25 protein-coding genes are annotated in these 23,414 nt (G+C 43.1%); all 25 read right to left on the bottom strand.

Annotated features, from left to right (window positions below):
* Positions 1–10: 10 nt before the first annotated feature.
* A complete protein-coding gene (gene fliL / locus P855_RS0106430) occupies positions 11–433 on the bottom strand; it encodes a flagellar basal body-associated protein FliL (RefSeq protein WP_028782794.1) in 423 nt (140 codons plus the stop codon).
* Positions 430–636 carry a hypothetical protein gene (locus P855_RS0106425; protein WP_028782793.1) on the bottom strand — a complete coding sequence of 69 codons (207 nt, stop codon included), beginning with the start codon at positions 634–636 and terminating at the stop codon, positions 430–432. Before P855_RS0106425 ends, fliL begins: the two co-directional genes overlap by 4 nt.
* 47 nt (positions 637–683) lie before the next feature.
* Positions 684–1,532 carry a flagellar basal body rod protein FlgG gene (gene flgG, locus P855_RS0106420; RefSeq protein ID WP_028782792.1) on the bottom strand — a complete coding sequence of 283 codons (849 nt, stop codon included), beginning with the start codon at positions 1,530–1,532 and terminating at the stop codon, positions 684–686.
* 88 nt (positions 1,533–1,620) lie between these two features.
* The gene (locus P855_RS0106415) at positions 1,621–1,992 is read right to left on the bottom strand and encodes a TIGR02530 family flagellar biosynthesis protein (protein WP_028782791.1); all 372 of its coding nucleotides are present in this window, start codon (positions 1,990–1,992) and stop codon (positions 1,621–1,623) included.
* 18 nt (positions 1,993–2,010) lie between these two features.
* The gene (flgD, locus tag P855_RS0106410; RefSeq protein ID WP_037985681.1) at positions 2,011–2,454 is read right to left on the bottom strand and encodes a flagellar hook assembly protein FlgD; all 444 of its coding nucleotides are present in this window, start codon (positions 2,452–2,454) and stop codon (positions 2,011–2,013) included.
* 9 nt (positions 2,455–2,463) lie between these two features.
* Complete coding sequence (locus P855_RS0106405; RefSeq protein ID WP_028782789.1) at positions 2,464–3,783, bottom strand: flagellar hook-length control protein FliK; 1,320 nt, start codon at positions 3,781–3,783, stop codon at positions 2,464–2,466.
* A 30-nt stretch (positions 3,784–3,813) separates the two neighbouring features.
* Complete coding sequence (locus P855_RS0106400) at positions 3,814–4,395, bottom strand: MotE family protein (protein WP_028782788.1); 582 nt, start codon at positions 4,393–4,395, stop codon at positions 3,814–3,816.
* 4 nt (positions 4,396–4,399) lie between these two features.
* Positions 4,400–4,849 carry a flagellar export protein FliJ gene (gene fliJ, locus P855_RS0106395; RefSeq protein ID WP_028782787.1) on the bottom strand — a complete coding sequence of 150 codons (450 nt, stop codon included), beginning with the start codon at positions 4,847–4,849 and terminating at the stop codon, positions 4,400–4,402.
* The gene (fliI, locus tag P855_RS0106390; protein WP_419177260.1) at positions 4,849–6,168 is read right to left on the bottom strand and encodes a flagellar protein export ATPase FliI; all 1,320 of its coding nucleotides are present in this window, start codon (positions 6,166–6,168) and stop codon (positions 4,849–4,851) included. Before fliI ends, fliJ begins: the two co-directional genes overlap by 1 nt.
* Positions 6,158–6,928 carry a flagellar assembly protein FliH gene (gene fliH / locus P855_RS20595; protein WP_051353105.1) on the bottom strand — a complete coding sequence of 257 codons (771 nt, stop codon included), beginning with the start codon at positions 6,926–6,928 and terminating at the stop codon, positions 6,158–6,160. Before fliH ends, fliI begins: the two co-directional genes overlap by 11 nt.
* Positions 6,921–7,931, bottom strand: coding sequence for a flagellar motor switch protein FliG (gene fliG / locus P855_RS0106380; protein WP_028782785.1), 1,011 nt, complete (start codon positions 7,929–7,931; stop codon positions 6,921–6,923). The genes fliH and fliG overlap by 8 nt, the downstream gene beginning before the upstream one ends.
* Positions 7,932–7,944: 13 nt before the next feature.
* Positions 7,945–9,549, bottom strand: coding sequence for a flagellar basal-body MS-ring/collar protein FliF (fliF, locus tag P855_RS0106375; protein WP_028782784.1), 1,605 nt, complete (start codon positions 9,547–9,549; stop codon positions 7,945–7,947).
* 64 nt (positions 9,550–9,613) lie between these two features.
* A complete protein-coding gene (fliE, locus tag P855_RS0106370; RefSeq protein WP_419177264.1) occupies positions 9,614–9,892 on the bottom strand; it encodes a flagellar hook-basal body complex protein FliE in 279 nt (92 codons plus the stop codon).
* Positions 9,893–9,934: 42 nt separating this feature from the next.
* Positions 9,935–10,393, bottom strand: a complete 459-nt coding sequence (gene flgC / locus P855_RS0106365; protein ID WP_028782782.1) for a flagellar basal body rod protein FlgC — start codon at positions 10,391–10,393, stop codon at positions 9,935–9,937.
* A 1-nt stretch (position 10,394) separates the two neighbouring features.
* Positions 10,395–10,790: a flagellar basal body rod protein FlgB gene (flgB, locus tag P855_RS0106360; protein ID WP_028782781.1), complete on the bottom strand. Its 396-nt coding sequence runs from the start codon at positions 10,788–10,790 to the stop codon at positions 10,395–10,397.
* Between the two features lie 353 nt (positions 10,791–11,143).
* A complete protein-coding gene (codY, locus tag P855_RS0106355; RefSeq protein ID WP_028782780.1) occupies positions 11,144–11,923 on the bottom strand; it encodes a GTP-sensing pleiotropic transcriptional regulator CodY in 780 nt (259 codons plus the stop codon).
* A gap of 28 nt (positions 11,924–11,951) precedes the next feature.
* Entirely contained in the window at positions 11,952–13,346 is a 1,395-nt protein-coding gene (gene hslU / locus P855_RS0106350) for an HslU--HslV peptidase ATPase subunit (RefSeq protein WP_028782779.1), read from the bottom strand.
* Between the two features lie 14 nt (positions 13,347–13,360).
* Positions 13,361–13,906 carry an ATP-dependent protease subunit HslV gene (gene hslV / locus P855_RS0106345; protein ID WP_028782778.1) on the bottom strand — a complete coding sequence of 182 codons (546 nt, stop codon included), beginning with the start codon at positions 13,904–13,906 and terminating at the stop codon, positions 13,361–13,363.
* Between the two features lie 13 nt (positions 13,907–13,919).
* Positions 13,920–14,828: a tyrosine recombinase XerC gene (xerC, locus tag P855_RS0106340; protein ID WP_028782777.1), complete on the bottom strand. Its 909-nt coding sequence runs from the start codon at positions 14,826–14,828 to the stop codon at positions 13,920–13,922.
* Between the two features lie 64 nt (positions 14,829–14,892).
* Entirely contained in the window at positions 14,893–16,200 is a 1,308-nt protein-coding gene (gene trmFO, locus P855_RS0106335; RefSeq protein WP_028782776.1) for an FADH(2)-oxidizing methylenetetrahydrofolate--tRNA-(uracil(54)-C(5))-methyltransferase TrmFO, read from the bottom strand.
* Between the two features lie 142 nt (positions 16,201–16,342).
* Positions 16,343–18,418: a type I DNA topoisomerase gene (topA, locus tag P855_RS0106330; RefSeq protein WP_028782775.1), complete on the bottom strand. Its 2,076-nt coding sequence runs from the start codon at positions 18,416–18,418 to the stop codon at positions 16,343–16,345.
* Between the two features lie 166 nt (positions 18,419–18,584).
* Positions 18,585–19,457: a DNA-processing protein DprA gene (gene dprA, locus P855_RS0106325; RefSeq protein ID WP_037985677.1), complete on the bottom strand. Its 873-nt coding sequence runs from the start codon at positions 19,455–19,457 to the stop codon at positions 18,585–18,587.
* An 80-nt stretch (positions 19,458–19,537) separates the two neighbouring features.
* Positions 19,538–20,440, bottom strand: coding sequence for a succinate--CoA ligase subunit alpha (gene sucD / locus P855_RS0106320; protein WP_028782773.1), 903 nt, complete (start codon positions 20,438–20,440; stop codon positions 19,538–19,540).
* A 16-nt stretch (positions 20,441–20,456) separates the two neighbouring features.
* A complete protein-coding gene (gene sucC / locus P855_RS0106315; protein ID WP_028782772.1) occupies positions 20,457–21,617 on the bottom strand; it encodes an ADP-forming succinate--CoA ligase subunit beta in 1,161 nt (386 codons plus the stop codon).
* A gap of 433 nt (positions 21,618–22,050) precedes the next feature.
* Positions 22,051–23,352, bottom strand: coding sequence for a group II intron reverse transcriptase/maturase (gene ltrA / locus P855_RS0106310; protein ID WP_028782771.1), 1,302 nt, complete (start codon positions 23,350–23,352; stop codon positions 22,051–22,053).
* Positions 23,353–23,414: the final 62 nt, after the last annotated feature.

Below are 23,414 nucleotides of genomic sequence, written 5' to 3'. Positions count from 1 at the left end.
AACCTTTTTATCATTGCAAAACTTTTTTAATGGTATATACATCTGTGACTTCGCCTTCTGTCATCATTTCATTCAATTTCAATTTCACCGTACTTTCCAACTGACCAATACCTGACTTGAACTCACTGACTTCCATGGATGCCAGCTCTTTGATCAGGATATTTTGCAGCTGGAAATCGCGTTTCTGCAATTCTTCATTAGCATCTTTGCTATCTGTTACGATGCGAAATTGAATCCTGACGAAATGATTATCTTTTAAATCGGTGGTGATTTCTTTTGTTTCATAGGAAGTTTCGATAATTTCATCAATCGACCGCTTCCCTTCCGCTTTTTGTTGATCACCAATATTCAGTACGATAATAAGTGCTGCGATTCCAAGCACCGTCAAACCCGATAGTATCATTATCATTGATTTGACCAGTTTGGAGCTCATTCTTCATCACCTGCTTCTTTCCATTTCCCTGCCAGTCCAATTTCCTGATCAAATGTAGTGATATGCGGCTTGATTTCTTCTTCTTTGACTACCAGTTTTTTCCGGCAGTCATTGTTATGAATGCATCCGGACAGGAGTGGATTTGTTCTATGTATATGGCATGCCTGGAATGTTTTTCCGTTCAAGCGTGTCCGTTTAATCATATATGGGAGGATTCATACCAGTGGCTGAATCCTCCTTCCTTCCTTACTTATCGCTTCAGGTTGACAAGCTCCTGCAGAATTTCATCAGAGGTCGTGATGATTCTTGTATTAGCCTGGAAACCACGCTGGGCTGTGATCATCTCTGTGAATTCTTCAGAAAGATCCACATTGGACATTTCAAGTGCACCCGCAACAGTCTGGCCAGTCCCATTAGAACCAGGTGCGGATAAATCTTCTAAAATATTAAATTCTCCTGCATTATTCGTCGCCCGGTACATATTGCCTCCAACTTTCTCCAGTCCTTCCGGGTTTGCAAAGTTAGCGAGACTGACAGTTCCTGCAGATTGAGCCTTGCTAGCATCATCTACATAAGTCACATCACCGTTACTCTGAATACTGAAGCTTTGAGCAGTTGCAGGTATGTTGAGAATCGTTGGTGAGTTATTTCCATCAACACCTACGAGATATTGTCCATTGCTACTAACGATGTTCCCTTCGGTATCGAGGTAGAAGTTGCCAGCCCTTGAAAAACTTAAGGTTGAGCCTTGTACGTTATTGCCTGCACCTAAATTTTCTGCTAAGACAAACATGCCATCGCCTTCTATGGCTAAATCAAGTGGTCGATTGGTTGTCTGACGATTGCCTTGTGTGTGAATCGTATCTACCGACCCTATTTGGGAACCTAAACCTACCTGGGAAGGGTTTTTCCCTCCTAGTAAGCTATTGGCGGAAGGACCCTGAGCTCCTGAAATTGTCTGGCTCATCATATCCTGAAAAGTGGTACGGCCTTTCTTGTAGCCAAAGGTATTGACATTGGCAATATTGTTCCCGATTGTATCCAGTTTGGCTTGAAAACCTTTCATTCCTGATATTCCAGCGTACATTGAACGTAACATAAGGTTGACATTCCCTTCTTAATTCCATATATTTGGGAACTGCATCAATCAATTAGCAGTTCTGTCGGCCTCCCTATCCGGGTCCAGCCTATTTATCCATCAAAATTGTTCCATTAATATTTGTAAATATTTTTGCAGTTGCTTCTCTGCGGTCCATCGCTGTAATTACTGTATTGTTTGTTGTACTGACTACCAGTGCGGCATCGGGCAGCAATACCAATGAATCTGTGATACCCTTTTGCTTTGCTTCATTCATTTTGTGGGCAATATTTTCCCATTGTGTTAGAGAAATCTCGATATTTCTTTCTTGCAGCCGCTCCCCGGCATGTTTACTTACTTTCAGCGTTTGGACATCAGCCAAGACATCCTTGAATGAAACTCCAGACGCTGCTGCTTGTTGTTTCAATGGTGTCTTAGGTAAAGGCAGCGGTTGGTGCAGCTGGTGGATACGATGTTTCATGACATCCCCTTCCTTACATCATTCTGTCGTCAAATCACTCACTCTTGAAATTGACCGGACATCTACCGTCTTACCATTCTTCAATTCAAGCAGGACAACGCCGTTTTTTTGACTGACAGCCGTAACTGCTGCATTCTCTTGTCGGCTGTCTTTCCGGCTCTCTGTATCATCTACCGGATAAGTAACTTCTTTACCGATCAAAGAACTATATTGGACAACAGGTGCGAAAGACTGCGATTCAGTCATTTTCTCCATTGCTTTTGACATGTTCATCATCTGTTCCAAGCTGGAAAAACTAGCCATCTGGGAAATGAATTCTTTATCTTTCATTGGATTCATCGGATCCTGGGTTTGGAGCTGTGTCATCAGAATCTTTATAAAATCATCCTTATCCAAAGTAGAATTGATTGATCCTCTCGATTGCTGCTGGTTTAAATAAAGTGAAGCATCGACTTTGGTCATATCATTCACCTACACTTTCTCGTTCAACAAAATTTCCTGGAAACTATCTTCGTTTTCATTATTCTCTTCTTCCCGTTCTTGCTGTTTAGCAGTATGCTCTGGACTGGATTGATCATCACTGCCGTTGGTTTGTTGGTCTTTCGATTGGAATTGCTGCTGTGCACTACTCATATCCGCCTTTTCAACCACCACCTGTTGTGGGGAGAACATGTGACGAAGCTGCTGCATATTACCCTCCAGCATTTCTTTAGCAGCCTGAGATGTTACGATGATTTTTACAGCCATTTCTCCATTCAGCTGTGTCATTCTCACTACAACATCTCCCAGCTGTGCGGGTCTTAGTTTCAGCTGCATTTCCATGGAGCCATTTTTCAACAATTGAAGATTACTTGATTTTAAAACTTTGTCGAACTCCTGCATCAATTGTTTTTGCATTCCCTCAGTCGATTGGCTATGATTCAAATGGATCATGAACTGTTCCACTTTAGTTATAGTCCCAGCAGGGAGAAAGGAGTGCTTTTCCGGCCCCTTATCAGCCGTTATGTACCTGTTCAAAGCGTGCTGCAGCCATTTTGTCATATCTTTTGTTGTCACCTGGGATTGACTTTGATATGCCTGGTTTTGTATAGCCGTACGGGACTGGTACCATTTAATCAAGTCTCGCAGCAGGGGTTCGTCCAAAGGGTTTGGTGCCTTCTGACCCTGTGCTGCTGCCTGCTGGGCATTGCTGTTATTACCATTGTGTTGAGCTGTCCATTGTTCTAATGATTGAACCAGTTGTTTTGCCAGCTTTCCGAATTGGTGCTCACTGGTATCTGAGCCTCTCCATTGCTTCGCATGTTGTATTAAATCTTTCATATGTATAGCTAATGTCAAGTTCTCCTGTCCCATTGCTTCCCCTCCCACTGTGCCTGTTGCAGGACTCGAAGCTATTGGGGCAGGAAAAAATATGCGATTTCCCGCAGATTGTTCTTTTGCCTCAGTGTTACCCCCGCTAATTAACTGTTGTGATGACTGTAAATCTTCGAGGGGAAATTCCGATGAAAGCTGTTCGAAGTCTTCCAAGACAGTTTTTGGCAAGGTATCTTGAAGCTTACCTTGAAGGTCTGTCATCTTAGTTCCTTGAGACGCCTCGATTGCCCCCGCCAACATTTGCTGGACCATCCCTTCAACCGCAGCTGTTCCTGAGCCCTCTTCTTTTTCTATATGAAGAGCTGCTAATACGTTTCCAAAGATATATGCATTCCCTTTCTGGGGGTGATTTTTTTGAACCTTCCCATTCAGTGATGAGGATGTAAAGAAATCCAGTTTCATTGCACTTGTATTCACATAATCACCTCCTTTCAAGGTGTACTATCATTAATTTCCTATTGTTATAAATAAGCTTGTCAATTTGGCAGCCTGTTCCGGATCCAATTCTCCAAGGATATCTCCACGCTCGTTATTTGGGAGATTACGAAGAACAGTGACTGCAATCGGCTGGTCTAAGTTACCGATGATTGCAGCTGCCTGTTCCGGGTCCATATCTTTAAAAGAAGAGGATATTTGTTTGACTTGCGCTTCTTTATCTTCCTTTGTATTTTCTTTCATTGACAGTTTTGCTTGCAAATCGCCAACTTGCTGCTGTAATTTCTCAATGGTTACGTTTTTCCCTGCTATCTCTTGTTCCAACTGGTCAAGCCTGTCAGTCTTTTCATCTAACGAGTATTGCATTTTATTGATCGTATGATCTTTGCTCTTTTCAGCTTGATAAGAAAATAGAGATTGAACAACCGGAACGTCCTTCCCATACTTGGCTGCCAGATCACCGAGGTTGACCCCAGCTATGGTTAATACAATCAACGTTAGCGTGACAGCAAAGATAACAGGAATGAGAATGACAAAAAAGAACCATTGGAGACGATTTGTGCCGGCTGATTCGTTCGGTCTTGACTTGGCCATAACCTCACCTGTTTCTTTCGATTAAAAATTGACGTAATGAAAGCTCATCCATTTGCTGTTTTTCCGCTTCCTTCTGTCGTAATTGCCATTTTTGTACTTTTTTATCGATCAATTTATCAAATTTCTTCACTTCCACATGGGCTTCTGTCAGTATGTGCTGGCAATTCTCCATTTCACTTCTTGCTGATTGCACTATTGGCTGTAGCTGCATTACTTTCTGATCTAACCGCGCTATAAATTCTTGCGTTTGAGCAAAATAATGCGCAGACAAATTTCCGTTTGCTAATTTCCCTTGAAGCAATTGTCCGGTGTCTTCTTTCTTTTTTAACGTTTCATATAATTGCTGTGCAGTTTCCTCAAACTTACTCAACGCTTGCTGGTATGCTTCCTGCGCAGTCAATTTATCATTTTCATGGATATCACGAATTTTATGGAAAGCATGTAGACTTGCCATCAGTTATCACTTCCCCGATTAAGCTCTTTCAATAGGCTCATCGACTCTGTAAATGGTGCCTCTTCATGGATGCCTTGTTTCAAAAAGCTAATGATGTTTGGATACGCGCGAATCGCTTTATCCACTTCAAGGTTTGCTCCTTTTTTATAGGCCCCGATTTGAATTAATTCACTACTTTCTTCATAAGTGGAGAGCAGTGAACGCAGACGATTGGCAGCTTGTTTGTGGTCTTCATCAACCACTTGATTCATCACCCTGCTGATCGACTTCAAAATATTGATAGCTGGAAACTGATTTTGTTCCGCCAGCTTCCGATCGAGTACAAAATGGCCATCCAATATCCCTCTTACCGTGTCAGCAATTGGTTCATTCATATCATCACCATCAACCAGCACAGTATAAAAAGCCGTAATGGTTCCCAGTTTGCTCGTACCTGTCCGTTCTAATAATTTAGGCAGTACAGCGAAAACAGAAGGAGTATAGCCTTTAGTGGTGGGGGGCTCTCCTGTCGCAAGCCCGATTTCCCTTTGAGCCATTGCTACCCGTGTCACTGAGTCCATCATCAGGTTGACCTCATAGCCTAAGTCGCGGAAATACTCGCTGATAGCGGTCGCTGTATAGGCGCCTTTCATTCTCATCAGTGCGGGCTGATCGGAAGTAGCGGCTACAATGATCGATTTCTTCAATCCTTCCTCCCCGAGGTCATTTTCTATGAACTCCCGGACCTCTCTCCCTCGTTCACCGATTAATGCAATGACATTGATTGTCGCTGAACTATTTCGGGCAATCATTCCCATCAGCGTACTCTTTCCAACTCCGCTTCCTGCAAATATTCCGATCCGCTGACCTTTCCCTACAGTGAGAAGTGTATCGACAGCCCTGACACCGACATGGAGAGGTTCTTTAATTGTCGGTCGTAACAAAGGGTTTGGCGGAGACTGTTCCGTTGGATAAGATATTAGCCCTTTCGGAAGGAGATGCTCACCCAGAGATTCCCCCATAGCATCGACAACAGTTCCGATCAAGCCTGCTCCAACTTTTATTTGGAGTGGAGATCCGGTAGCTTCGACCAGACTGCCAGGACTAATTTCCCTCACTTCTTTGAAAGGCATCAATAATATGTTTTCATCATGAAATCCTACAACTTCTGCCTTAATTGTTCTGTTGATATGGGAGGGTGTATGGATTAGACAAACTTCTCCAATCGAGGCTTCAGGTCCTTTAGATTCAATCATAAGCCCGACTACCCGATGGATCCTTCCAAACCGTTTATATGTATCTATTTGATCAATAGCTTTCAGATAAGAATTATGAATCAACGAAACCGCCCTCCTTGGAAATTTGCAGCAATTGTTTACGAAGCTCGCTCAATTGACTATCGATCGAGGCGTCAATACTGCCGAAAGGCGATTCGACTTTGCAGCTGAATGGTTCAAGTTCTGCATACGGATAGATGGTCAATATCGTTTTGCCTGAGGTGAGCACTTCCAATTCATCTTTTTGAGCTAAAACAAGAGCATACTGATCCGGATGAACAGAAATAACAATCTCCGGTTGATCCTGGACTTCCGCAATAACCTCTTTAACTATCGGTAGAAACTTCTCCGGTTTTTCGGTTAATTGATGCTTCATGATTTTTTCGGCAATTCGCAATGCGATCTCCAGGATGGCAGTTTCACTGGACTCAATAATCTGCCGATAATCTTCTCTAGCCTGGTCCACCACCTGGCGCGATTGATTGATATGAATTTCAGCTTCCTGATAAGCCAGTTGCCTGCCTTCCCTGTGACCTGCATTAAATCCCTCTTTTCGTGCAGACTCTGTCAAATCCACCTTTTCTTGTTCCCATGCAAGCCTTTGCTGCTCAATAATCTTTTCAGCTTCTTTAAGCTTTTTTTCCGTCTCCAGCTCAGCTTCCTTCCATTTTCTGTCTGCTTCCTGGAGCCTCTGGGCAATCTCTTCTTCTTTTTCAGATAAGGATGTCTCTGTATTAGGTTCTATTTCTTGCTTTGCCACATGGATAGGTCTCAGCTTGATAAGCCTGGCCTTTTCTTTTTGGTTACCAGTTATATCAGACAATGATATCGTCACCTCCGCCACGGGCAATCACTATTTCACCGACTTCTTCCAATTGACGGATAACCGCCACTGTACGTGTTTGTGCCTCTTCAACATCTTTCAGCCGGACAGGTCCCATGAACTCCATTTCTTCCTGGAAGGTCTCCGCCATCCGCTGGGACATATTGTTGAATACGATCTCTTTCACTTCTTCACTAGCTACCTTCAGTGATAGGCGGAGATCATCGTTTTCAACCTCTCTTATGACACGCTGTATCGCACGGTTATCCAGCGTGACGATATCTTCGAATACGAACATCCGCTTTTTGATTTCTTCCGCCAAATCAGGATCTTGTATTTCCAGGGCATCAAGAATCGTGCGTTCTGTGCTCCTGTCCACACCATTCAAGACTTCTACCACTGCAGGGATACCACCGGTCTGCGTATAATCCTGCGTACCCGTTGAGGAAAGATGCCTTTCCAAAATCTGTTCCACCTGGCTGATGATCTCTGGTGAAGTGGACTCCATCAACGCAATCCGTTTGGCTATGTCCGCTTGAATTTCCTGTGGCAATTCAGAAAGCACCTGAGCCGATTGAGAGGAATCCAAATAAGATAACACCAATGCAATCGTTTGCGGGTGTTCATTTTGGATAAAATTCAAAATCTGGCCTGGGTCTGCTTTTCGTGCAAAGTCAAAAGGGCGGACCTGCATCGAAGAAGTAAGACGACCGATGATATTGGCTGCCTCCTGTTCTCCCATGGCTTTTTCTAATACAGTTTTCGCGTAACCTACCCCACCCTGGGTTATATAATCCTGAGCGAGAGCAATTTGGTGAAATTGTTCGAGGATTTCTTCTTTTTGTCTGGAATCGATTTTTTGCACGGATGAAATCTCCAAGGTGAGTTTTTCGATTTCTTCCTCTGTCAGGTGTTTGTATACTTGTGCGGACACGTCCGGACCAAGGGAAATCAATAGTATGGCTGCTTTCTGCTTCCCTGTCAGTGCCTGTTTTTTTGGCATGTGTCACTTCCCCCTAATCTTCCGCTATCCAGGACCGTAATAATTTCGCGAAATCTTCCGGTTTTTCTCTTGCCATACGCTCGAGCTGTTTGCGTTTGACGGTTCCTTCTGTATCTTTTTCTTCATCCAGCTCCGGAATATCATATGCTACGGTTTCCTGCATAAATTCTTGATAACTTTTTTCATCCTCGTCTTGTTTGCGGCCCTTTTTCAACAAGACCAAGAGCAATGTTAGTACAACGGCAACAAGTACTACTCCTGCAATATATGCCCAGAGCGGGATACCTGTCGGGGAAGGCTGCTGCTCTGCTGTTCCGTTGAACTCCTGGAACACAATTGAAACATGCTCACCTGCAGCGTCTCCTTCATAAGGAGCAGCAATAGAAGTGGAAATGATCGAATCAAGGATGGAGCTGACACTTGCTTCAACCGTCGCTTGTTCCTGCTGGGATAATAGCTGAACCTCACCGGTATCATCCAATCCTTTTGATGTATCGATCGCTACCTGGATGCCGATATCTCTGATCTTATACGGACTCTCCACAATTTCGCGTTGGATACGGTCGAATTCATTATTGATTGTTTCCTTGACCATTTCATAATCGCCGCCACCGTTTTCATTTTCAGCATTATAACCTGGTACATCATTTTCACCTGTACCGGCTACACCGCCTTCATCCGGCGGGTTCCCGGTATAGGTTTCTGTAAGCCGTTCCACACTTACCGGTAGTCCTTCCATACTGTCGGGATCTACCGGCTCCACTAATTCCTCTATTCGATTCTCTTGTGTGAAATCGATATCAGTTGTAACAGATGCCACTACCTTATTCATACCGACCATGGTTCCAAGCATTTGCTGGACACGCCTTTGTATGTCCCGCTCTATATCTGTTTTGATGTTCTGCTGCTGGGTGTATGTACTCCCGCTACCAGGAGAATCTGAACTATTTTGATCGAAGTATTCAAAATACTGGTTCATAATGACGATGTTATCTGTAGTAAGATTGGGAACTGATTTTGAGACTAAGTTATATAGACCTTCAAGCTGGTTATCTTTGAACTGATAACCAGGTGATGTATGTAATACAATGGAAGCCGTCGCCTCCTGTTGTTCGTCTCCTACAAAAACCAGTTCAGGCGGCTGGTTAATCATTACCTGCGCATCCTTGATCCCCTCGATACCCTTTATCAAATTTGCTAATTCCGTCTGCATCGTGTCCAGTTTGATCATGTCAAATTCATTATCTGTCATTCCCCATGAGGTGTTTTCACTGAAGAATGAGTAATCTATGTTTCCGCTTTTCGGAAGCCCGGATGCTGCCAAATCTACTAAAAGGCCATCGACCTGGGATTCCGGCACCAGGATGGTCTGTCCACCTTGTGTCAGCTCATAATTTACGTTACGGGCGTCTAATTCCGTTTTCATTTGGCCGATCTCTTGTAACGAAAGATTCTGATAAAGGGGGACCATATTACTTTTTGAAGATAGGAAACTGACTGCCAAAAGCACAATGATCAAAGTTAATACAGAGCCAATCAAGGTGCTTTTTTGGGCTTTGGTACGTTCTTTCCAAAAGTTTGCTATGTTTTCTTTAAAAATAATTAAATTTTTTCTCATAATTGCCCCCATAAAACACACACTTCAAAAGAATACTATAATATCGAAATGGAATAGGATTAGCTCAAACTTGCATTCTCATAATCTCACGATACGATTCGATGACTTTACTTTGTATTTCTACAGATGTTTGCAAAGTAATACTCGCTTTTTTTGCAGTAATCATCACATCATGCAGATCATCGATTTTCCCCTTGGCAAGGGCCTCTGTTTTTTGATCAGAAACCATCTGGCTGTGATTGACAGCAGCGATCGCCTGCTTCAAATCAGCAGCAAAATCCGCCTGTGCGTCAGCCGGGGTCATGCTGAGATTATTTTGAGCTTTAGGTACTATGCCAAATATGTTATTGATTGCATTTAAGTCGACCAAGTTAAGTCACCTGCCTTATTTTCCAATTTCCAATGCTTTCAGGAGCATTGATTTTGAAGCGTTGACTGTTGTGATGTTCGCTTCATAAGAGCGAGTGGCACTCATCAAATCAACCATTTCTCTCAAGGGGTCAACATTGGGAATCTGTACATACCCATTTTCATTTGCATCCGGATGATTCGGATTATATTCCAACTGGAATGGTTCCGTGTTGTCTTCCCGTATTTCGCTTACCCTTACACCCTGGCCTGAAGTGGCAGAAGAAGTTTTCGCTTGCTTAAGAAATGTGCTGAAATCCTTTTTTACAGACTCAAAGACAACCTGCTTTCTTCGGTATGGCTGCCAGTTCCCCTCATCATCCAATACTGCTCTAGTGGTTTCTGCATTGGCAATGTTGGAGGAAATAGTATCCATTCGTAAACGTTGGGCTGTCAAAGCACTAGCGCTAATATTCATCGCATGAAAGATGCTCACATTATCTGCCTCCCTTAATCACAGTTTCCATGCTGCGGAACTTCCCGTTTAATCGTTCAACCATTGATTGATAATACAGCTGGTTTTTGGCAAGTTCGTTCATTTCTTTGTCAATATCCACGTTATTGCCATTATGGTTATATGTAGTTCCTTTATTGGTGACAACCTGGTAAGGAGTCAGGCTGTTATTTCCGATGGGAAGGTGTCTGGGTTGGGTGCGTAAACCTTTGATACTGGTGGTGGTTTGTTCCGCTAAAATTTCCTTGAAGATTACTTCTTTTGCCTTGTATCCTGGAGTGTCGATATTTGCAATATTATTGGAGATGGTATTATTTTTCTGGGTGGCATAGTTGAGCGAATGTTCCAGAGTCTGCATTGTCCCGCCGAATAACTTCATTTCATCTACCTCCTGATTAATGGGCATGGACCCATAACCTACCAACACATTGTAAGAAAACGGAGACTGGTTGTCTATGCGAAATCGTCAATATGTTGGGGAATCTTACAAAAAATGACTAAAGACCCGGTTCTTTATTCTTGTCAATTAGACATCATTTTACATATGCGTCTATTACTGGGGATTATGTAGCATTTTGGCGAATAATGAACATCTCACCTTTATTATTACATACTTTACAGGGTAAGGGAATCTCCGGATAAATTTATTCTTGTCTTGGTTTAAATGATAAGCAACAAACTATATATATTGAAAAAGGCTGCCGGGAAAATACCGGCAGCCTTTACTGTATATTAATTGGTGCGTAATTTTTGAAGTTCCACCAGAAAATTGTTGTTCAACACTTTGATATAAGTCCCTTTCATACCGAGGGAGCGGGATTCGATGACCCCTGCACTCTCCAGCTTACGAAGAGCGTTGACAATAACAGATCTTGTAATGCCGACACGGTCGGCAATTTTACTTGCTACCAGCAATCCTTCGTTGCCTTCCAGTTCCTCAAAAATGTGTTCAATAGCTTCCAATTCACTATAGGATAGTGAGCTGATAGCCATTTGCACAACTGCTTTGCTTCTTGCTTCCTGTTCGATTTCTTCTGTCTTCTCATGAAGAATTTCCATCCCTACCACGGTTGCCCCGTATTCTGCAAGCAATAGATCATCTTCCTCAAAGCTATCGCTGAGACGGCTTAGGATTAATGTGCCCAGACGCTCCCCGCCGCCAATGATAGGTACGATGGTAGTCAGGCCATTTTCAAATAGCTCTCTGTTCTCTACCGGGAATGCTGTATACTCACTGTCAATGTCAATATTGGCAGTTGTTTCCTGGATCGTGAATAAGTTCTGGGTATAAGCTTCCGGAAACTGGCGCTCAGAAAGCATCGCTTTCATACGTTCATTCTCAATTTCCTGTTTGATCGCAAAGCCTAAAAGCTTACCTCTACGACTTAAAATGAAAATGTTGGCCCCAATGACATCACGCAATGTAGCGGACATGTCATTGAAATTGACTGATTTCCCTGTTGTTTTCTGCAACATAGAGTTGATTTTTCTGGCACGTTCTAATAATTGCATTTGTTTTTCCTCCTAACTGTACTCGCTTCTAAAGGATAAATCGGCTTAAATCTTTATTTTTCACGATGCTGCTTAACTTCTCATCGACATACTGAGGAGTGATTTTTATCGTATCCATGGTTACATCCGGTGCTTCAAACGATAAATCCTCCAAAAGTTTCTCGAGAATGGTGTGCAGCCTCCGTGCACCGATATTATCTGTTTCCTGATTAACTTCAAAGGCGATTTCTGCAAGCTTAGTTACAGCTTCGTCAGAAAATTCAACCTTTATACCTTCTGTTTCTAATAAAGCACCATATTGTTTCAATAATGCATTGGATGGCTCTGTTAAAATTCGTTTAAAGTCACCGATGGTGAGCTTCTCTAATTCCACCCGGATAGGAAAACGGCCTTGCAATTCCGGTATAAGATCAGAAGGCCTTGCCATATGAAAAGCACCGGCTGCAACAAACAGGATGTGATCTGTTTTGACAGGACCGTGTTTTGTCACTACGGTAGATCCTTCCACAATCGGCAGAATGTCGCGTTGGACACCTTCCCTGGATACATTCGCCTGGTTCTCACTTTTAGCGGCTACCTTATCGATTTCATCGATGAAAATCATACCCGATTGCTCAACTTTCTGCACAGCTTTCTGGGTAACCTCATCCATATCGATCAATTTTTGTGCTTCTTCCTGTGTAAGTACTTTTCTGGCCTCAGATACAGGAAGGCGGCGTTTTTTCTTTTTCTTCGGCATGAATTGGCTCATGGCATCCTGCATATTCATACCCATTTGTTCCATTCCTGAACCCTGGAGCATATCAAACATCGAAGGCTGCTGTTCTTCGACTTCCACGTTTACCATATGATCTTCCAATTCTCCCATTGCAAGCTGCTGGGCAATCCGATTCCGTTTATTTTCTACTTCAACCTCTTCATCACCCGTCTGCTCCTGAGTATCCTGATTGGGTTGCTGGTTGAAAATCATTTCGAATGGATTTTTGAAATTGGTCTGCTTCTTTTTAGATGGCACAAGGAGCTTGACAAGGCGTTTGTTCGCTTGTTCTTCAGCCCGGTCCTTCACCGCTTCCATCTGCTCTTCTTTCACCATCCGCACCGCTGTTTCTGTCAAATCCCGTACCATTGATTCAACATCACGCCCAACATAACCGACTTCAGTGAACTTAGTGGCTTCCACTTTGACAAAAGGGGCCCCTACAAGCTTTGCCAGGCGGCGGGCAATCTCAGTTTTTCCGACGCCGGTAGGTCCGATCATCAGGATATTTTTGGGTACGATTTCATCCCTCAGCTGATCATCCAGCTGCATCCGACGGTAACGGTTTCTCAATGCAACCGCAACGGACTTTTTCGCATCCTTCTGACCAATGATATATTGATCGAGTCTCTCGACAATTTGTCTTGGAGTCAACTCAAATGACATCCATACCAGCCTCCTTATTCAATGACCTCGAGTGTGATCTGGTCATTCGTGAACACACAGATTTCTCCCGCAATTTCCAATGCGGCCCGGGCAATATCTTCCGCACTTTTATCAGAAGAATACCGCTTTAATGCGCGGCCGGCACTCAAGGCATAGTTACCGCCTGAACCGATAGCCAGAATGCCATCGTCCGGTTCGATCACTTCTCCTGTACCGGAGACAAGAAACATTTCATCCTTGTTCATGACAATCAGCATGGCCTCCAGCTTCCTTAAAACTTTGTCGCTTCGCCACTCTTTGGCTAATTCCACTGCCGCACGAGCGAGATTTCCATCATACGCTTCGAGGTTAGATTCAAATTTTTCAAACAAAGTGAAGGCGTCAGCAACTGATCCGGCAAAGCCTGCCAGTACCTGGCCCTTGAACAGCCTTCTCACCTTTTTCGCTGTGTGTTTCATAACCACCTGATTGCCAAGGGTCACCTGGCCATCCCCGCTCATCGCGCACTGCCCTTTGTGGTGGACAGCAAATATAGTTGTTGCATGAAACTGTTGACTCATCCTTTTCTCACCTCTATTTATTTGCTCTCGGGTGACTATCCCTATATATCTTACGTAAATGGTCCTTTGTCACATGAGTATAAATCTGCGTGGATGATAGTTTTTCATGACCAAGCAGTTCCTGGACTGCCCGCAGATCGGCACCCTGATTTAACATGTGGGTGGCGAAGCTATGCCTTAACTTGTGTGGATGGATGTTTACGGTCATGGCTGCCTTTTCAACCATCTTATCCAGGATGAGACGTACCCCCCGATCAGATAGTTTTCCACCTTTCGCGTTGAGAAAAAGGTGATCAGGCTTTATGTCCTTATTTTTGAGAAGTCTGGAACGACCGTTCTCCATGTACTTCTTCAATGCCTTAGCAGCGAATTGACCAAAGGGTACATACCTTTCCTTACGGCCCTTCCCTCGTACGAGGATGGTACCAATCGTAAAATCTATATCTTCCACTTTGATATCCACACATTCACTGACACGGATTCCTGTCCCATACATCAATTCAAGCAAAGCCTGATTACGTTGACCAAGCGGAGCAGATAAGTCGTTTACAGAAAATAACCGCTCCAGTTCTTCTTCATAAAAGAATTCTGGAATCGGCTTTCCTTCCTTGGGCAAGGATACGTTAATGAATGGATTGTTGTCCACTTTCCCCTCCCGTTCAAGAAAACGATAAAACGACCGCATACAGGACAGCTTACGGGAAACACTTCTTCTGGAGAGTTTCTGCTGGTACAAACGTGTCAAAAATATGCGTATCAAAGGGTAATCTACGTCTCTTAAACTTGGAATCCCTTCTGTTTGCATAAAAAGAAAAAATGCATCTACATCTTTTTCGTAGTGTTGGATGGTTAGTGAAGATGCATTTTTTTCAATTTGCAGGTATTCCAGAAAAAGAAGTTTTTCTGTTTGTAAATCGTCCATATATCCACCTCTTCAAGGCGTTTAAATTTTAACACAATTCAATCAATTAGCGCAATCCTTTTAACTAAATTGTAACAAAATTCTGAATTGTTTCCAATGCCCGCTTAGCGTATGCATCATTTCTTTCCTTCTTATTCTTTATTTTATTCTCCAATGGCTTGATCAAACCGAAGTTAGCATTCATCGGCTGGAAGTGCTTAGGGCTGGTTGTGGTTATATAGTGTGCCATACTTCCCATCATCGTTTCGTGAGGAAGTACAACTGGTTCTTTTCCCTGGAGCAATCGAGCTGCGTTGATACCTGCAATCAATCCGGCTGCAGCCGATTCTACATAACCTTCGACTCCGGTCATTTGACCAGCAAAGAAGAGGTCTTTTTTGTCTTTGTATTGATAGGTCGCTTTAAGTAAATTAGGTGAATTGATAAAAGTATTTCTATGCATAACTCCATACCGGACGATTTCTGCATTCTCGAGACCAGGTATCAAGCGGAATACTTCTTTTTGCGGCCCCCATTTCAAATGGGTTTGAAAACCTACCATATTATATAATGTTCCTGCAGAGTCGTCCTGTCGTAATTGAACGACCGCATAAGGTGTTTTTCCTGTTTTCGGATCTTCTAAACCTACAGGTTTCAACGGCCCGAATGTCATGGTTTTTTTACCACGCTGGGCCATGACCTCGATTGGCATACATCCTTCAAAAAATATTTCCTTTTCAAACTCTTTCAGTGGAACGGTTTCCGCTGCTATCAACGCCTCGTAAAAACGGTTGAATTCTTCCTCGGTCATTGGGCAGTTGAGGTAAGCGGCTTCCCCTTTGTCGTATCGTGACTTCAAATAGACTTTGTCCATATCGATGGAATCTTTCTCAATGATCGGTGCCGCAGCATCATAAAAGTATAAGTATTCTTCGCCTGTCATTTCCTTCAGGTGAGCGGATAGTGATTCTGACGTCAATGGACCGGTGGCTACAATCACAGGTCCATCCACAGGTATCTCCCCGATTTCTTCATTATATACGGTTACATTCGGATGATTCTTCACATGTTCTGTCACATATCCCGCAAATTCATGGCGATCGACCGCCAACGCGCCTCCAGCAGGAACCTGTGATTGATCGGCAGCTTGTATGATGATGGAATCCAGTGTACGCATTTCTTCTTTAATAACCCCTACTGCATTGGTAAGGGAATTGGCGCGAAGCGAATTACTGCAGACGAGCTCCGCAAATTTATCAGTATGATGGGCCGGAGTCTGTTTAGAAGGTCTCATCTCATACAGATGTACCGATATTCCCCGTTTCGCCAACTGCCAGGCAGCTTCACTGCCGGCCAGTCCTGCTCCGATTACGGTTACATGTTGTGCGCTCATCAATCATACTCCTTTCAAAAGTCGTGTCAAGTATATCTACTTACCATTCGGTAATTATATCGGTACGGCATGATAGTGTCAATAAATTATTTTTCACTCTATCATACATATCAAAAAGAAAAAGTAAGCGCAAATTTTGCGCTTACTTTTGAGGTTCTTCTTTATAATCACATTCGGTACATTGAATTTGTACCCCTTTTTTCGATTTCTTTTCTACCAGTAGCGAGCTGCACTTTGGACAAGGTCTGCTGATCGGCTTATCCCAGGAGATGAAATCGCACTCCGGATAACGGTCACAGCCATAGAATGTCCTACGCTTTTTACTCTTTCGCTCCACCACTTCGCCCTCTTTACATTTCGGGCAAGTGACACCAACTTTTTTAAGGATGGGCTTTGTATTCCTGCATTCAGGAAAGTTGGAACAAGCCAGAAACTTACCATAGCGGCCCATTTTATATACCATTTCATGACCACAATTCTCGCAGTCGACTCCCGCGGGTTCATCTTTGATTTCGACTTTTTCCATTTCTTTTTCAGCTTTTTCCAACCTAGGTTCAAAGCCCTGATAAAAATCATCAATAATTTCTACCCATTCCACATTGCCCTCTTCAACGGCATCAAGATCTTCTTCCATTTTCGCTGTGAAATCGACATCGATGATTTCAGGGAAATATTCCTCAATGGATTCATGCACAATACTGCCAAGCTCTGTAGGCACAAATCGTTTATTATCAAGCGCTACATATCCTCTGCGTTGAATCGTATCCAGGGTCGGGGCATAGGTAGAAGGCCTTCCAATCCCCAATTCTTCCAGGGTTTTAACCAGTCTTGCTTCCGTATAACGGGGAGGCGGCTGGGTAAAGTGCTGATTAGGTTCAATCTCATCTGCCTTTACAGTCATCCCTTCTTCCAGTTCTGGGAGCATTTTATCTTCTTCTTTTTTGTTGTCATCGTTTCCTTCTATATACACCTTCATAAAGCCTTTGAATTTTACTTTTGATCCGGTTGCGCGGAATTCGACACCTTGATTGGTCATATGAACGGTCATTGTGTCCATCACTGCCGGCGCCATTTGACTGGCAATGAACCGATCCCAGATTAATTTATATAAACGATATTGATCGCGGGATAAGACGCTTTTCATCGCCTTAGGATCACGGTTAGCAGAAGTAGGACGGATTGCCTCGTGTGCATCCTGAGCCCCTTCCTTCTGTTTCTTTTTCTTATTGCCTCCGAGATATTCTTTACCGAACTGCCCTTCAATATAACTTTGGGCCTCGCCTTTCGCGGAATCTGAAAGGCGTGTAGAGTCTGTACGCATATAAGTGATCAGACCGACAGTTCCTTCTTTTTTCCCTAAATCAATTCCTTCATATAACTGCTGGGCGATCATCATCGTCTTTTTCGCCCGGAAGTTAAGCTTACGTGCTGCTTCCTGTTGGAGGGATGAGGTAGTAAATGGGACAGAAGGATTTCGCTTACGTTCCCGTTTATTGACTTTGTCGATTTGAAATTCCTTCCCCTTCATTTTATTCAAGATTTTATCGACATCATCTTTCGTTTTTAATTCTTGTTTTTTGCCATCGATTCCATAAAAGGCACCTGGGAATTTTTCTTTCCCCTTCAGAAATGTACCATCTATAGACCAGTATTCTTCCGGTTTGAAATTGTTGATTTCATTTTCACGATCAATGATCAAACGGACGGCTACCGATTGTACACGTCCGGCACTAAGCCCTTTTTTTACTTTTTTCCATAGAATTGGGCTGATATTATATCCCACCAGCCTGTCCAGGATACGTCTTGCCTGCTGAGCATCGACACGATCCATGTCAATAGTTCTTGGATTCTTGAATGAATTCTTGACTGCTTCTTTTGTGATTTCATTGAAGACTACCCGGCACTCTGATTTATCATCGATATCTAAGCTGTGAGCTAAATGCCACGCAATTGCCTCCCCTTCTCTGTCGGGGTCGGCTGCGAGATAAACGCGCTTCGCCTTTTTTGCTGCGGTTTTCAATTCTTTCAACACGGGACCTTTCCCACGTATCGTAATATATTTAGGTTCATATTTTTTGTCGACATCAACACCCATTTGACTTTTCGGCAAGTCACGGACATGACCGAGTGAAGCCTTTACCTTATACTTTTTTCCTAAGTATTTTTCGATTGTTTTGGCTTTTGCGGGTGATTCGACGATAACTAGATAATCTGCCATAAATGTTCCTCCCATAGAGGTGTGTGCACCTTATGCATATTTCATTGATAAACTTTCCCTATTATTAAATACTTTCTTTTCATTTGTCAAACGTAATTGGTCAGAATTTTTTCAAAAAAAGAAGTGTATAACTATTATTGGTCGATTTTCGAGAAAACAGACGGTGTTATTTCGGCCATGATTCCACTATATCCTGGGTATTAAGAACTATTCTAGCACCTTCCTGGATCATCCGGTTACATCCTTCACTTTTCTCTTCCAAAAGAGACCCGGGAAATGCAAAAACTTCTCTGCCTTGTTCCAGTGCCTGATCCACCGTAATCAATGACCCGCTCCTCGCTTTCGCTTCCACTACAAGTGTGGCTTCCGTTAATCCGCTAATGATACGGTTCCGTTCAGGAAAATGGTATCTTTGCGGCCGAATATCAGGAGCGTATTCAGATATGACCAGATGATTTCGTGCCATTTGTTGAAATAAGGATATGTTTTGTTGTGGATAAATATGATGGAAACCAGATCCAATAACTCCAACTGTTGTACCATGATAGCGTAAAGACAGAAGGTGTGCAAACCTGTCTATCCCGACTGCAAGTCCGCTGACTAACATCCACCCTGCTTCAATTAAAGGGGAAAGAACCCTCTCCATTGCAGGAAAAGCCGATTGGGTCGGCTGTCTTGTTCCCACCACACTCAAAGCAGGAGTCCGGTTGAGAAGTGCGCTATCGCCAGCCAGATATAGTACTAAAGGAGGGTCTGGTATATTTGCCAATAAAATCGGATAATCTTTATCTAATATCGTCATTATGGAGAATTCTTTCATAAAACGTTCCATTTTATACCTAAGGTTGTCTGAATGGAGATGATGATGGAAAGCAGTTGCCCGTTTCAAAGGGATAGCATAGCTTGTAGCGATGGTTTGAGGGGACATGGTGAAAATGGTGGTCAAACTGGGGTCTTGCTGAAGAATTTTACGAAGTAAAGGCCGGGTGGTGTAAGGATTAATGTGAAGAAAAATCAACAATTTCCTTGTTTCATACAATCAGAAGCACTCCTTTTTTCCATTAGAAATAAGATCGTGCATGGGGCTGCCATGCACGATCCTGATTCATTACCTAATCATTAATGTGTTTTACACTTATCATAAAGTCCATTGTCTTTAAGCACTTCAATCAAAGTTTCTCCCATAACAGATGGTGTTTCTGCTACTTTGATACCGCACTCATTCATGACACGTATTTTTTCGTCAGCTGTACCTTTACCCCCGGAAATAATCGCACCAGCATGGCCCATGCGCTTTCCTGGAGGCGCAGTACGTCCACCAATGAAGCCGACTACAGGTTTGTTCATGTTACTTTTAACCCATTCTGCCGCTTCTTCTTCTGCTGTACCGCCGATTTCACCGATCATGATGACTGCTTCTGTATCATCATCTTCATTGAATGCCTGCAGGACATCGATAAAATCCGTGCCGTTTACCGGGTCCCCACCAATACCTACAGCTGTAGACTGACCAACTCCCGCTTCGGAAAGCTGATGAACTGCTTCATAAGTCAAAGTACCAGAACGGGAAACGACCCCAACATGGCCTTTTTTATGAATATAACCAGGCATGATACCGATTTTACATTCTTCCGGAGTGATGACACCAGGACAGTTTGGTCCTACTAAACGCGTTTTCTTCCCTTCCATGTACCGCTTTACCTTCACCATGTCAAGTACAGGAATATGCTCTGTGATACAGATAGCCAAATCCATTCCAGCATCTGTTGCTTCCATGATGGCATCCGCTGCGAACGGTGCAGGGACGTAAATAACAGAAGCATTGGCACCAGTTTTTTCAACTGCTTCAGAAACTGTATCGAATACAGGTACGCCTTCAACTTCTGTACCACCTTTGCCTGGTGTGACTCCGCCTACGATCTTCGTACCGTACTCAAGCATTTGTTTTGTATGGAAAAGGGCCGTTGAACCTGTAATTCCTTGTACGATTACTTTTGTGTCTTTATTAACATATACACTCATCTGATTCCCCGCCTTTCTACTTCACTAGTTCTACGATTTTTTGTGCGCCGTCTGCCATTGAATCTGCGGACGTGATATTTAAACCGGATTCATCAAGGATTTTCTTACCTTGCTCGACATTCGTACCTTCCAAACGAACGACCAATGGAAGTGTCAATCCGATCTGTTTAGTAGCTTCTACAACACCCTCCGCAATAACATCACACTTCATGATACCACCGAAAATATTGACGAAAATTCCTTTGACTTGTTCGTCAGACAAGATGATTTTGAATGCTTCTGTAACTTTTTCAGTAGTGGCTCCGCCCCCTACATCCAGGAAGTTGGCAGGGTTGCCGCCATAGTGTTTGATGGTATCCATCGTAGCCATGGCTAGACCAGCACCATTAACCATACAACCGATATTGCCATCAAGCGCGATATAGCTGAGCTCATATTTGGATGCTTCTACTTCTTTCGGATCTTCTTCATCCAGATCACGTAGTTCCTGGATGTCTTTTTGACGATAAAGAGCATTGTCGTCAAAGTTCAACTTCGAGTCTAAAGCCATGACATCGCCATCACCAGTAGTGACTAGTGGATTAATTTCAGCGATGGAGCAATCTTTTTCTACAAATACTTTGTATAGCCCCATCATGAATTTAACTGCTTTGGAGACCAGTTCTTTCGGAATATTAATATTGAATGCCAGGCGACGAGCCTGGAATGGAGTCAAACCGACAACTGGATCAATGACTTCTTTAAAGATTTTTTCAGGAGTTTCAGCTGCTACTTCCTCGATTTCCGTGCCGCCTTCTTCAGACGCCATCATCGTTACACGGCTGGTAGCACGGTCAAGAACAAGGCCGACATAATACTCACTTTTAATGTCGCATCCTTCCTCAATCAGTAAGCGCTTTACTTCCTTGCCCTCTGGTCCAGTTTGATGAGTTACGAGCGTTTTACCGAGGATTTCGTCGGCATATGTACGCACTTCATCAGCATTTTTAGCGATTTTGACACCGCCGGCTTTACCGCGGCCTCCCGCATGGATTTGTGCTTTAACAACTGTGACATCAGAACCTAATTTTTCAGCTGCTTTAACAGCTTCATCTACGGTATATGCCACGTGACCATTTGGTACTGAAACGCCAAATTCGCGTAGAATGTCTTTCCCTTGATACTCGTGAATGTTCATGTTCCATCCTCCCATCATTTTAACTGCATTACCATTGTATAAAAAAACGTCGGGAATTGTCCACAGTAAGCGTCGGGAACTTGTCGAAAAAAGTTACATCCACTGCATTGTAGAGACTATAATATGATTATGTAAACTTGTTTTTCTTTTTCTATTTTCCTGTCTTACATTCGTATTTTTGCAAAAATAAGTGTTGATTTCACCGTTAAAGCTCCCTTTTATGGAAGACTCAGTTTCGAGATACATTGTTTCCGTTACGATAGTAACGGTTTGGAGGTCCGGGAAATCACTCGCTTTCCATGGTAGAGTAGAGAACTGATTTCAAAGGGGAGCTCCTCCCCTTTTACTTTCAGCTCCCCCTCATCAAACCGTACGTGAGGTTCTCCCTCATACGGCTTTCCGATGTTCTTCTTTCTTTGGCTTTACGGGACCCTTAATCAGCTAATTTCACCAAGCTATGTTTGACTTGATTTGTAACCTCGTCCATATGACCCTGAAGGTTATTGCGTTGCCTTTTCTTATTGTTAAATAAGGCTAGACGTTTAAGTACATACCAGTCGATACGCTTCAGCCACTTCTTGGCGATCGAAGATATGAGGTAGTAGTTCTTAAACCCCTGCAACCTTCGGTTCAAACCATCGACTAGTTCACGGATGTCGAGCTGTAGTTTACCTCTTGGTTCCGTGAACGCTTTGATTTTAGCGCGCATTCTCTTCATGGCTTCTCGTTTTGGAAAATGACTCATGACATATAAGGTCGGCCTACCTTTTCTTCGAATCGGTAATTTACGGTTATGGAATCCCAGGAAGTCAAAACCATCGATATCATTCCAGATGTTGATCAGCTTTGATTTCTTGGTGTTCAAAGATAAGTCCAGTTTCCCCATAATTGCCTGTATGACACGAATGCTCTCCAGTGCTTGTTGTTTGGTCTTACACATGATGACGAAGTCATCCGCATAACGGATAATCTCTCCCAAATGGTTGAACTTTTTCTCCCATAATTGGTCCATCGTATTTAGATAGATATTTGCGAGGAGAGGAGAAATGACACCACCTTGCGGTGTACCCGTGACAGGGTTTCTTACATTTCCTTCTTCCATTACCCCTGCGTCCAACCATTTACGGATAAGTTTTAATACCCTTCTATCGTTAATTCGTTGCTCCACTAGTTTCATCAATTTTTCTTGGTTGATGTTATCGAAATAGCCTTGGATATCGACGTCGACTACCCAAAAACTTTTCTTACTAGCTTTTCGAATTTTCGCCATGGCTTGATGGGCATTCTTTTTCGGTCGAAAACCAAACGAACAATCATTGAAATCAGCTTCGAATATCGGTTCAATCACCAATTTGGTCGCCATCTGTACCACACGGTCTTTAATGGTTGGAATTCCTAAGGGACGCTTCTTTCCATCATCCTTCGGAATGTAGGTTCGCAGAACCGGACTTGGATGATACTTCTTATCCTTTAATTCCAGATAAAGTTCATTGAGAAACTTTTTCTCTCCATAGTCCTCGACAATCTCTTGGATTGTCTGGCCATCGATACCTCCACTACCTTTCTTGCGCCTTACTCGTTGCCATGCTTCCCATAAAATATCAGGACGATAAATCTTGTCATATAGTGCATGAAATCTTCGTGTAGGGCTCTCCTTGGCACAAAGATATAACGTCTTCCAGAGTTCTCGAGCTTTTACTTTATTGGTGTAGTTAGTCATTTTCTTGACATTCACTGACTCTTACCTCCTTCTGACATATGAACAAAGTAGAGGTCCTTTCCTAGACTACGTTATGT

Source organism: Thalassobacillus devorans MSP14, from assembly GCF_000496835.1.
In the GTDB taxonomy this organism is placed as follows: Bacteria; Bacillota; Bacilli; order Bacillales; family Halobacillaceae; genus Thalassobacillus; species Thalassobacillus devorans_B.
Note: the sequence above shows the minus strand (reverse complement) of the source record. Positions and strands in the feature narration are given on the sequence as shown.